Genomic DNA, 11986 nt, shown 5'->3' on the forward strand with positions numbered 1-11986 from the left:
TGACCCGTCCCCCAAGGAGACAGTGTGGGAATTCTCGACAAATTTGAACGAGGGCTTGAGCGCGCCTTTAACGGCGCGTTCGCCAAGACGTTCAAATCGGGCCTGCAGCCTGTCGAAATCGTCTCGGCACTCAAGCGCGAGTGCGACACCCGCGCGTCGATCGTGTCGCGCGAGCGCATCCTCGTGCCCAACCGCTTTCACGTCATCGTGTCGCAGGGCGACTACGACCGCCTCGCGAGCCTCGGCGACTCGCTCACGGGAACCCTCGTGCAAGAGCTCGAGCAGCACGCCTCCCGCCAGCACTACCAGTTCGCTGGCGGCCTCTCCGTGAAGCTGCTGCAGAACGACTCGCTGAGCGAGGGGCAGCTCGAAATCGAGTCGCGCACCGTCGAGGGCCGCGTCGAGTGGACCCCCGTCATCGACGTCAACGGCCAGCGCTTCACGCTGCGCCGCGGCAGCACCGTGATCGGCCGCGGCGGCGACGCCGAGATCACGATCGACGACGGCGGTGCCTCGCGCCGCCACGCCGAGGTGGTGTGGGACGGCCAGCGCGCCGGCCTGCGCGACCTTGGGTCGACGAACGGCACAAAGCTCAACGGGCGCCGAGTCTCGCAGTCGGCGCTCGACTCCGACTCGCTCATCGAGATCGGGCGCACGCAACTCACGTTTCGAGTCGTGCCCCAGGCCTCGCCGAGCGACGATACTGGCTATCTGCAACAACCGGGAGGCATGCGATGAGCGGCGAACTGACACTGCTGGTGCTGCGCCTAATCTTCCTCGCGGTGATGTGGATCTTCGTGTTCTCGATCATCTACGCCCTGCGCAGCGACCTCTTCGGCTCCCGCTCGCGCGACTACCAGCGCGCGCTCGAACAATCTCGACAGCAGGGCGCCCCGGCACCGCAGCCGGCCCCCGTCCCGGCGGGCGGCGCGCCCCGCCCCACCGCGCCGCAGCCGCAGCCGCAGCCGAGCAACGACGCCGGCCCCGCGCAGTTCCGCCAGGTCATCATCACCTCGGGCCCGAAGCGCGGCACCGAGATCGAGCTCACGGGCAAGCCGCTGCTCATCGGCCGCTCCCCCGACGCCGACCTCCGCATCCAAGACGACTACACCTCGACCCGCCACGCGCGCCTGCTGCGCTGGAACGACGCCTGGATGGTGCAAGACCTCGACTCAACGAACGGCACCTATGTCAACGACGAGCGCGTCTCCCAGCCCGTCGAGATTCGCCGAGGCACGGTCGTGCGCATCGGCACGACCACCTTTGAGCTTCGCTGATGCCACAGGTTGTTCGCGCCGGTGCGGTGTCGCACGTTGGCCGAGTCAGGTCGAATAACCAAGACTCCGGCCTCATTGGCAAGCACATCTACGGCGTCGCCGACGGGATGGGCGGCCACGCGGGCGGCGACGTCGCGTCGTCGATCGCGGTGAAGTTCCTCGCCGAACACGACACGAAGTTCACGTCGGTAGACGAGGCGAAGGAGGGGCTCACGTCGCTCCTCCACGAGGCGAACGAGCTCATCGTCGAGGCGGCGCGCGAACACTCCGAGCTGCGCGGCATGGGCACGACCGCCGACCTCATCACCCGCATCGGTGACGAGATGGTCATCGGCCACATCGGTGACTCACGCGTCTACCGGTTCCACGAGGGCGAGCTGAGCCAGGTCACGGTCGACCACACGTTCGTGCAGCGCCTCGTCGACGCCGGCCGCATCACACCCGAAGAGGCCCTCGTGCATCCGCGCCGCTCGGTGCTCATGCGCGTGCTCGGCGACGTCGAGACCTCGCCCGACGTCGACACGTACGTCGTGCCCGCCGTCGACGGCGACCGCTGGCTGCTCTGCTCCGACGGCCTCTCGAGCTACGTCGACGAGACGCAGATCGCCGCCGTGCTCGCCCGCAGCGTCGAGTCGTCGCGCGAGGTCGGCGATGACCTCGTGCAGCTCGCCCTCGACAACGGCGCCCCCGACAACGTCACGGTCGTCGTGCTCGAGATTGGCGACAAGCCCCTTGAGACGATCCGCCCGAAGGTCGTCGGCGCGGCCGTCAACCCCATGCGGTACGCCTCGAACGCGCCCCGCCGCGTCAAGCGCCTGCTCCCCGACGTGCTGCACTCGCGGCGCACCCTCGCGGCGCGGCCCGAGAACGAAGAGTTCGCGGCCCCGACCGACGAAATGTTCGAGCGCATCCTCGCCGAGGAACGCCGCTTCAAACTCATGCGCCGCGTCACCTGGGCCGCCGCGATCGTCGTGCTCGTCGCGGTCATCTTCGTCTCGTCGGCGCTCGCCTACTCGTGGACCCAAACCCGCTACTACGTCGGCGTCCACGAGGGCAACGTCGCGATCTACCAGGGCGTGAACGCCGACCTCGGGCCCATCTCGCTCTCCGAGGTCGTGCAAGAGAGCTCCCTGAAGGTCGACGACCTCAACCCGTACCAGCGCAGCCAGGTCACCGGCACGATCGCGTTCCCGACCCTCGAAGAGGCACAGAACCTCGTCGAGCGCCTCGAGAACGGTACCGCCCCAACCGAGGCGCCCGACGACGACGCGGTCGAGGAGTCAACCCCCACGCCCACGCCGGTGCCAACCGCATCCGCGACCTCGACGTCAGGAGGTGAGTGACGATGGCCTCGACCACGAACGTTCCCGCCCGCCGCGAGCGCACGCAGGGCCTGCGCAACATGGAACTCGGGTTCCTGCTCATGGCCTACGTCATCGTGCTCGGCGCCCTGCTGCAGGTGCAGCTCGGCGTCAACGGCTCGTTTGACTGGCACGTCGTCGCCCTCTTCGGCGGCCTCATGGCGCTCACGATCGGTGTGCACGTCGTGCTGCGGTTCCGCGCGCCCCGCGCCGACCCGTTCCTGCTGCCGATCGCGACCGTCATCAACGGCCTCGGGATCACGATGATCTACCGGCTCGACCTCGCCGACGACCCGAGCGCGCCCGGCAGCCAGGCGCTCTCGCAAATCGTCTACACGGGCATCGCGATCGCCATCGCCATCGCGGTGCTGATCGGCCTGCGCAACCACCGCTGGCTGCAGCGCTACACCTACCTCTTCGGCGCGATCTCGCTCGTGCTGCTCGTGCTCCCGCTCATCCCGGGCCTCGCGGCGACCGGCGCGAACGCCCGCGTGTGGATCTCGGTCGGCCCCTTCAACTTCCAGCCCGGCGAGATCGCGAAGATCACGCTCGCCGTGTTCTTCGCCGGCTACCTCGTGACGGCACGCGACTCGCTCTCGATGGTGAGCCGCAAGTTCCTGGGCCTGCGCCTGCCGCGGATGCGCGACCTCGGCCCGATTCTCATCGTCTGGGCATTCTGCATGGGCGTGCTCGTGTTCCAGCGCGACCTCGGTACGTCACTGCTCTACTTCGGCCTGTTCCTCGTCATGATCTTCGTCGCGACGGGCCGCATCTCGTGGATCATCATCGGCCTGCTGCTGTTCATCGGCGGAGGCACCGTCGCGGCGATGAACATGAGCTACGTCGGCAACCGCATCTACGCGTGGCTGCACCCCTTCGACTCGGCGCTCTACGAGGCCGACGGCGGGAGCTTCCAGCTCGTGCAGGGCCTGTTCGGCCTCGGCAACGGCGGGCTCATCGGCACGGGCCTCGGCCAGGGCCGCCCCGACCTCACGCCGCTCGCCGAGAGCGACTTCATCATCTCGGCGCTCGGTGAGGAGCTCGGGCTCGCGGGCCTGTTCGCGATTCTCGCGATGTACTTCATCATCGTCGCCCGCGGCCTGCGCATCGGCCACCTCGGCGGCGACGACTTCGGTCGGTTGCTTGCGACGGGCCTGTCGTTCGTGATCGGCCTGCAGGTGTTTATCGTTATTGGCGGCGTGACGCGCGTGATTCCGCTCACGGGCCTGACGGCACCGTTCCTCGCGGCGGGCGGTTCGAGCCTCGTCGCGAACTGGATCATCGTGGCGATCCTCCTGCGGCTCAGCGACACCGTACGCTCGGGCCAGGCGGGTGCGACCGCGTCGCAGATCTACGCGAGCGCACCATCCACACCAACACCGAACACGCGAGAGGGGGCCACGGCATGAGTAAGAACATTCGCGCGATCGGCGTCATTCTGCTCGTCATGTTCCTCGCCCTGTTCGGGTCGTCGACGTACATCCAGGTGTTCCAGGCGCCGCAGCTCGCGGCCGACGGCCGCAACACCCGCGTGCTCCTCGCGAGCTACGAGGTGCAGCGCGGGCCGATCCTCATCGACGGCACGCCCATCGCGTACTCCGAGGCCGACGGTACCCAGTACAAGTACCAGCGCGTCTACGAAAACGGCGAGCTCTACGCCCCCATCACGGGCTACTACTCGGCGAACCAGGGCGCGACCGGCATCGAGTCGGCGATGAACGCCGAGCTCTCGGGCCGCAGCGACTCGCAGTTCTTCACGAGCCTGCAGGCGATGTTCACGGGCTCGTCGCCCGCGGGCGGCGCGGTTGAAGTGACGATCGACGCCGACGCGCAGCAGGCGGCGTGGGATGCGCTCGGCGACATGCAGGGCGCGGTGATCGCGATCGACCCCGAGACCGGCGCGATTCTCGCGATGGTGTCGAAGCCGACGTACGACCCGAACACGCTCGCGATGCACGACGACACGCAGGTGATCGACGCGTACAACGCGCTGCTCAACGACTCGAGCGACCCGCTGTACAACCGTGCGATCGCGGACAACCTGAACCCGCCCGGGTCGGTGTTCAAGATCGTGGTGGCCGCGGCGGCCCTCGAGAACGGCATCGTCGAGCCCGACACGGAGCTCGACAACCCGACCGAGTGGAAGCTGCCCGGCTCGAGCAGCGTCGTCTACAACCCGTCGCACGGCGCCGCCTGCGGCAGCGGCGAGAAGACGACGATCACGACGGCGCTCGAGCTCTCGTGCAACATTCCGTTCGCGCAACTCGCAGTCGAGCTCGGCCCCGAGAAGCTCCGCGAGACGGCCGAGGCGTTCGGCTTCAACTCGACCTTCGACGTGCCGATGGAGTCGGCCGCGTCGGTCTACCCGACGCAGGACATGGATGACGCGCAGGTCGCCCTCACGGGCTTCGGCCAGTTCGACGTGCGCGCGACCCCGCTGCAGATGGCGCTCGTGTCGGCCGCGATCGCGAACGGCGGCGAGCTCATGAACCCGACCGTCGTCGACAGCGTGCTCACGCCGAACCTCGACGAGATTCAGGGCCCGCAGGTGAGCAGCTTTGGCTCGCCCATCTCGTCCGAGACGGCGCAGCAGCTCACCGAGATGATGCAGGGCAGCGTCTCGAGCGGCGCCGCTACGAACGCGCAGATCGCGGGGCTCGACGTCGCGGGCAAGACGGGCACGGCGCAGAACGGCGATGGTGACCCGTACTCGCTGTGGTTCACGGGATTCGCCGAGTCGAACGGGCAGCAGGTCGCGGTCGCGGTCGTGCTCGAAGACGGCGGCGGCATGGGGCAGAGCGGCACCGGTAATGGTTTGGCGGCAGCAATAGGAGCAAATGTGATTAAGGCGGTGCTTGGGGAATGAGGCCTGCACACGGAGTCACCTTCGGCAATCGGTACCAGTTGGGGAACCGCATTGCCATCGGCGGTATGGGCGAGGTCTGGGAGGCTACCGACCTCGTGATCGGCCGCCAGGTCGCCATCAAGATCCTCAAAGACGAGTACATGGGCGACCCCGGGTTCCTCGAGCGTTTCCGTGCCGAGGCGCGGCACGCCGCGCTCGTGAACCACGAGGGCATCGCGAACGTCTACGACTACGGCGAGGAGAACGGCTCGGCCTACCTCGTCATGGAGCTCGTGCCCGGCGAAGCGCTGTCGACCATCCTCGAGCGCGAGCGCGTGCTCCCGCCCGACCAGGTGATGGACATCGTGTCGCAGACCGCGGCCGCGCTCGGTGCCGCGCACCGCGCTGGCCTCGTGCACCGCGACATCAAGCCCGGCAACCTGCTCATCACGCCCGACCACCGCGTGAAGATCACCGACTTCGGCATCGCCCGCATCGCCGACCAGGTGCCGCTCACCGCGACCGGTCAGGTGATGGGCACGGTGCAGTACCTGTCGCCCGAGCAGGCGTCGGGTCACGCCGCAACCCCGTCGACCGACATCTATTCGCTCGGCATCGTCGCGTACGAGTCGCTCGCCGGCCGCCGCCCCTTCACGGGCGAGTCGCAGGTCGCGATCGCGATGTCGCACATCAACGACGCGCCGCCGCCGTTGCCGGTGACGGTGCCCGAACCCGTGCGCAACCTCGTCATGTCGTCGATCGCGAAAGACCCGAAGGAGCGGCCCGAGTCGGCCGCGGCCTTCTCGCGCGCGAGCGGCGCGCTGCGGGACGGCGACGTGCAGCGCGCGGCGCAGGCCGTGCCGGCCGTGCTCGGCGTCGGCACGGCGACCGCGCCGCTCGACCAGACGAAGGTCATGGGCACCGACAACCAGGCGACGACGGTGCTCGGCTCCCCCGCGCAGCAGCGACCGACGGAGCAGCACAGCCCTTTTGACGAGCTGATGGGCACCGACACGCGCGATCAGTCGGTGGCGACTTCCGAGGGCAACGGCGACGACACGCTCACCGAGAACCCGAAGAAGCCGGGCAACTGGCGCTGGATTCTCATCGCCGCGCTCGTGCTCCTCGCCCTCGCCCTCGGCCTGCTCGGCTTCGCGCTGCTGCAGGACCGCGGCGACGACCCGGCCCCGACGCAGACTCAGACCGAGAGCTCCGAGCCCGACCCGACCCCCACCGAGACCGAACCCGAGTCGGTGTCGATCACCTCGGCCGAGTTCGAGGGCCTCGACTACGACGACGCGGCCTCGAGGCTGCAGGAGCTCGGGCTCGTGCCCGAGCGCGTCGAGGGCCAGTCGGCGCAGTCCGAGTCTGACGTGAACACCGTCATCGGGGTGAACCCCACGGGCAACCTCACCGTCGGCGACACGGTGCAGGTCACCGTCTACGGCGACATCGCCTCGGCCGAGAAGCCGGCGAACCCGCCCGCCGTCGGCGTGCAGACGACCGACGTCATCGTGAACTGGGATTCGTACGAGGGCCAGTGCCCCGCGGGCCAGTCGCTGACCGGATACGTCATTACGCTCACATGGACGGGTGGCAGTGCCGGCACGGTCGAGTACTCGCAGCCCGCGAGCGCGACCTCGATGACGACGACGATCCCTGACGGCGCGACCGCGGTGACGGCGAAGTACCGCCCCGAGTGCTCGGGCTCCGAGGTGCCCGACTCCGACGAGGTCACCGAGCAGCTGCCGGAGAACGGCGGGGGCGGCGACAACCCGCTGCCGACCATCTCGGCGACGCCGGGCGCAAACGAGGGCGACGAGGAGAACTAGCGACCTGTCGTTAGACTTATCTGTCTGTAGCGATTGGCTGCGGCCAATCTGCCGGGAGACCGGCCCCACGACACCTGAGGAGTTCAGCAAGTGATCCAGGGAGAACGCACTCTCGCTGGCCGCTATCAAATCGGACGGCGCATCGGCCGCGGCGGCATGGCCGAGGTGTATGCGGCGACCGATGAACGTCTCGGTCGGCACGTCGCGGTCAAGCTCCTGCACACGAACCTCGCGGGTGAGACCTCGTTTCGCAGCCGGTTTCGGCAGGAGGCCCAGGCCGCCGCGCGCATGACGCACCCCACGATCGTGCGGGTGTTCGACGCCGGCGAAGACACGTTCGTGCGCGCCGACGGCTTCGAGATCGTCGTGCCGTACATCGTCATGGAGTACATCGACGGCCGCCAGCTCGGCGACCTCATGGCCGAGTCGCCGCTCAGCGATCAGAAGATCGAGAAGTACATGTCGGGTCTCCTCACCTCGCTCGAGTACTCGCACCGCGCCGGCGTCGTGCACCGCGACATCAAGCCCGCGAACGTCATGATCACGACTTCTGACGACGTGAAGGTCACCGACTTCGGTATCGCCCGGGCGATCTCCGACACGGCCGGCACCATCGCGCAGACGACCGCGATTCTCGGCACCGCATCCTATTTCTCCCCCGAGCAGGCCCGCGGCGAGACCGTCGATGGCCGCAGCGACCTCTACTCGGCCGGCATCGTGCTCTACGAGATGCTCACGGGCCGCGTACCGTTCCAGGGCGACTCGGCCGTTGCCGTCGCCTACCAGCACGTGACCGAGCCGCCGCGCAAGCCGAGCGAGCTCTCGTCGCGCGTCACCCCGGCGCTCGAGGCCGTCGTCATGAAGGCCCTCGCGAAGCGCGCCGACGACCGGTACCAGACCGCCGCCGAGTTCCGCAGCGACCTCGAGCGTGCGTTCCAGGGCGTCGCGCCCGCGTACACGCGCCAGGTGGCCGAGGACTCGACCCCGACCGAGCTGTTCGGTGCGGGCCCGACCGCGGTCGACGCGACCGAGTCGGCGCTCAACTCGATGAACGACGACGATGACCGCGCCCCGCAGGTGCAGCGCCGCCCGCCGGCGATGTGGATCTGGGGCGCCGTCGCGCTCGTCGCCGCCGTCGTCATCGGCGTGCTGCTCTGGGTCCTACTCCTGCAGCCGACGCAGCTGCCCGAGACGAGCGCGACCGTGCCCGACCTCGTCGGCATGACCGAGGAGGAGGCGACCGCCACGGTCGAAGACCTCGGCCTCAACGCCCGCGTCGAGACGCAGTCGAGCGACGAGGTCGAGGCCGGCGAGGTCATCGCGCAGTCGCCGCCCGAAGGCTCGAGCGTTGGGCTCGACACGACCGTCACGCTCACGGTGTCGTCAGGCCCGGATGCGGTCGCGGTCCCCTCGCTCGACGGCATGTCGGAGACGGAGGCGACGGCGGCCCTCGAGGAGCTCGGGCTCAAGAGCGGCTCGATCACGCGCGAGGACTCCGCCGACATCCCCGCCGACCAGGTGATTCGCAGCGAGCCCTCGACCGGGCAGTCGGTCGCGCCCGGTACGAAGGTCGACATCTACGTGTCGACCGGCAACGTGACGCTCCCCGACCTGCAGGGCGAGAACCTCGCCGACGCCGAGGCGACGCTGAGCGAGCTCGGCCTCACACCCGTGCACAACGAGCTCACGAACTGCCCTGCCGTCGACGGCAACCCGATCGTGAACATGACCGTCGCGCCCGGCCCCGTCGCCCAGGGCAGCGAGGTCGGCCTCAGCTACTGCGCCGGCTCAGCCCCCGAACCCGACCCGCAGCCGAGCGACGACGAAAACGGCGGCAATGGCGGCGGCGGTAGCGGTGGCGGCAACAACGGCGACGACAACGACGCCGAGATCGGCGGCAACGACTAGTCGAGCCCCGCTTCGAGGCCGACGGTGACGTCCTGCGGCGTGAGGAAGGTCGCGTCGATCCAGGGGAACAGCCAGAGCACGCACGCCGTGAGCACGGCGGCGATGAGCACGAGCATGAACAGCAGCTTCACCGGCCAGGGGCCGGGAAGGACTCGCCAGAGCGCTCCGTACACGTTCGTCTCCTATTCGCGGCCGGTGTCTTGGCCGTCGTTCGCGGTGCGCTCGTTCACGACGTCGGCGATCTCGTCGGGGGCGCCCTCAGACCGGGGCGTGAAGTCGACGAAGACCGAGTACGACACGACGCGCTCGGCGACCGAGTAGATCGGGTTACAGGTCATCATGAGCAGGATGCGGTCGCTCGACGTCTCGTCGGGGTAGCGCGGCACGTCCGACAGAATCGACACCTCGTACGGGTCGACGTACTCGCCCGAGCGGTACTCGTACTCGTACCAGCCGTCGACCGTCTCGACGTAGGCGTGGTCGCCCACCTGCAGGTTCGGGATGTTCTGCATCGGCGCGCCGTACGCGAGCCGGTGCCCGGCCACGGCGAAGGTGCCGACCGCGCCCGGCGCATCCGATTCCATGTAATACCCGACGTAGTGGTCGAGCACCCCGTACTGCGTGATGTCGGTCGCGATCGTGCGCGAGTAGTCCTTGCCGAAGGCCGGCACATAGAGCACCGCGAACGGCTCGGCCGACTCGGTCGGCGTCGTACGCACCGGAATGCCTGCCTCGTCGAGCTCGGGGTCGGGCGCCTGCTCGTATTCCTCTTCGAACTGCTGGCTCAGCTCGCCGCCGGCCGAGTTCTGCTCGTTGCCCTGAATGACGTCGTTGAGCCAGTACTTCCAGCCCATGAACGCGAGGGTGCCGAGGCCAGCAGTGAGGAGCAGCTCACCGAGCACGCCGGTGACGGTGATGCGCTGCGCCCGCTTGCGCCGCGCCTCCCGACGGGCACGCCGAGTGTCGGGGGCGTCGGGCAAGCTCATGGCGGCAATTGTAGACCGCTAGAATGCACTCATGCCCAACGAGACTCCCAAGGCCGGTCGCGACGACGAGCCCATCGACGACAACCTCGAGATCGACGACAAGCTCGAGATCGATGACGAGGCGGAGATCGCCGACGACGTGGAGATCGAGGACGACACCGAAGTCGACGACGACACCGAGGTCGCCGACGAGACTGAGGTTGATGACGACGAAATCGATGACGACGCCGACGTCGTCTCGGCGGCCGGAGCAACCAAGCGCAAGAAGGCTGCGAAGAAGCCGCTGACGAAGGCGGAGCAGCGCGAGGCCGCGAAGCGCGAGAAGCGCGCCGAGCGCGAGCGCATCGAGCGCTCGAAGCAGATCGCGGCCGAGGCCCGGGGCAAGAAGTACGAGCCCAAGGGATCGAGGGGCTCGAAGAGCAGCACCGCGACGCTGACGAAGGAACAGACCCGCGCATCCGCCTCGGCCGAGGCCCGCGACGGCAACCCCGTCTGGTTCAAGCCGATCATGTTCGGCTTCCTCATCCTCGGGTTCATCTGGATTCTCGTGTACTACCTGTCGTCTGGCCGCGCGCCGGTCGCGGCGCTCGCCGACTGGAACATCCTCGTCGGCTTCGGCATCGCCCTCGTCGGGTTCCTCATGATGTCGAACTGGAAATAGTTATCCACAGGTTTTCCACCGTGTGTGAATGAATTACACCCGTGTAACTCACATCGAATTACACGGGTGTAGTTATCCCCAGGTGTGGATCAATCTGGGGATAGACAGCTGGGGATAGAACGCAGCGGCGGCTACAGCAGCGTGCCGACGAGCGGCGGCACCGCGATGCAGCACACGCCGACGAGCACCTGCAGCCAGAGGCCGAGCACGGGGAGCGTGCGGCGGCCGTTCTTGATGCGCCCGGGCCGCTTGCGACCCCGCTCGAGGTCGAGCATCGTCAGCCAGCCGCAGAGGAATCCGATGACGAGGCCGCCGAGGTGCGCCTGCCACGAGACGCCGGGGTTGATGAACGACAGCGCGACGTTGATGCCGATGAGCACGAGCATCGAGGTGAGGTCTTGCCCGCGCTTTCGCAGCACGAGGAACCAGGCGCCGAACAGACCGAACACGGCACCGGATGCGCCGATCACCCAGCTGCCGGGCGCGAGCAGGGCGACGGCGAGCGAACCGCCGAGCCCCGAGACGAGGTAGAGCATCGCGAAGCGCAGCGGCCCGATGATGGGCTCGAGGGCGCGCCCGAAGATCCACAGCGTGAGCGTGTTCATCGCGAAGTGCAGGAACGAGCTGTGGAGGAACGCCGCCGTGAGCATGCGCCACGGCTCGAACGCGAGCTGACCGTTCGGGTAGTAGTGCTGCAGGTCGGTGAACTGCGGCGAGTACGAGCCGTACTGGTCGATGAAGCCGCTGCCCGACATCCGCGTGATCCACTGCAGGATGCCGACGACGGCGATGAGCGCCATGAGCGTGTACGTGGCGGGGCTGCCGCTCCCGAGCAGCCGCTGCCGCAGCTGACCCACGCGGCCGCCGGCGGCCTGACGCCGCTGCTGCGCGTGCATCCGCTGCTGGCCCTGCACTCGCCCCTGCTGCTCGCGCAGACACTCGGGGCAAATGACGCCAACCGGCGCCTGCGTCTGGCACTCCGGACAGATCGTGCGCGCGCACCGCTGGCAGAGCACGTAGCTCGGCCGTGACGGGTGGCGGTAACAGAAGTTGTCGGAGTGGTTGCTCGCGGCGCCGGTCGGCGATGTCGTCATGTCGGGGTGTGGGGAGGGAGGG

At 68.3% G+C, this 11986-nt stretch carries 11 protein-coding genes; 8 read left to right on the plus strand and 3 right to left on the minus strand.

The genetic code is table 11. From position 1 onward, the window contains the following. The first annotated feature begins 24 nt into the window (after nt 1-24). The 7 genes from G328_RS0103900 (at nt 25) to pknB (ending at nt 9223) form a co-directional block, all read left to right on the plus strand. Nucleotides 25-738, plus strand: coding sequence for an FhaA domain-containing protein (locus G328_RS0103900; RefSeq protein ID WP_019618037.1), 714 nt, complete (start codon nt 25-27; stop codon nt 736-738). Then, complete coding sequence (locus tag G328_RS0103905) at nt 735-1277, plus strand: FHA domain-containing protein FhaB/FipA (protein WP_019618038.1); 543 nt, start codon at nt 735-737, stop codon at nt 1275-1277. Before G328_RS0103900 ends, G328_RS0103905 begins: the two co-directional genes overlap by 4 nt. Beyond that, nucleotides 1277-2620 carry a PP2C family protein-serine/threonine phosphatase gene (locus G328_RS0103910; RefSeq protein WP_019618039.1) on the plus strand — a complete coding sequence of 448 codons (1344 nt, stop codon included), beginning with the start codon at nt 1277-1279 and terminating at the stop codon, nt 2618-2620. The genes G328_RS0103905 and G328_RS0103910 overlap by 1 nt, the downstream gene beginning before the upstream one ends. A 2-nt stretch (nt 2621-2622) precedes the next feature. After that, a complete protein-coding gene (locus G328_RS0103915; protein ID WP_040904716.1) occupies nt 2623-4047 on the plus strand; it encodes an FtsW/RodA/SpoVE family cell cycle protein in 1425 nt (474 codons plus the stop codon). Further along, entirely contained in the window at nt 4044-5504 is a 1461-nt protein-coding gene (locus G328_RS0103920) for a peptidoglycan D,D-transpeptidase FtsI family protein (RefSeq protein WP_019618041.1), read from the plus strand. Before G328_RS0103915 ends, G328_RS0103920 begins: the two co-directional genes overlap by 4 nt. After that, complete coding sequence (locus G328_RS14090; protein ID WP_083919538.1) at nt 5501-7315, plus strand: serine/threonine protein kinase; 1815 nt, start codon at nt 5501-5503, stop codon at nt 7313-7315. Before G328_RS0103920 ends, G328_RS14090 begins: the two co-directional genes overlap by 4 nt. A 90-nt stretch (nt 7316-7405) precedes the next feature. Beyond that, nucleotides 7406-9223: a Stk1 family PASTA domain-containing Ser/Thr kinase gene (gene pknB / locus G328_RS14095; RefSeq protein ID WP_019618043.1), complete on the plus strand. Its 1818-nt coding sequence runs from the start codon at nt 7406-7408 to the stop codon at nt 9221-9223. Here pknB and G328_RS16590 read toward each other — a convergent pair. After that, nucleotides 9220-9396, minus strand: a complete 177-nt coding sequence (locus G328_RS16590; RefSeq protein WP_019618044.1) for a hypothetical protein — start codon at nt 9394-9396, stop codon at nt 9220-9222. The two genes, pknB and G328_RS16590, sit on opposite strands and share 4 nt — an antisense overlap. Nucleotides 9397-9405: 9 nt before the next feature. Continuing rightward, the gene (locus G328_RS14105; protein WP_019618045.1) at nt 9406-10209 is read right to left on the minus strand and encodes a class E sortase; all 804 of its coding nucleotides are present in this window, start codon (nt 10207-10209) and stop codon (nt 9406-9408) included. A 31-nt stretch (nt 10210-10240) separates the two neighbouring features. Here G328_RS14105 and G328_RS16815 point away from each other — a divergent pair, with 31 nt between their 5' ends. Beyond that, nucleotides 10241-10870: a cell division protein CrgA gene (locus G328_RS16815; protein WP_019618046.1), complete on the plus strand. Its 630-nt coding sequence runs from the start codon at nt 10241-10243 to the stop codon at nt 10868-10870. Nucleotides 10871-11001: 131 nt separating this feature from the next. Here the strand turns inward: G328_RS16815 and G328_RS0103950 are convergent, their stop codons facing one another. Next, entirely contained in the window at nt 11002-11964 is a 963-nt protein-coding gene (locus G328_RS0103950; protein WP_019618047.1) for a rhomboid family intramembrane serine protease, read from the minus strand. Between the last annotated feature and the right edge of the window lie 22 nt (nt 11965-11986).

The sequence above is a fragment of the [Zimmermannella] faecalis ATCC 13722 genome (assembly GCF_000381765.1).
GTDB classification, from domain to species: domain Bacteria; phylum Actinomycetota; class Actinomycetes; order Actinomycetales; family Microbacteriaceae; genus Gulosibacter; species Gulosibacter faecalis.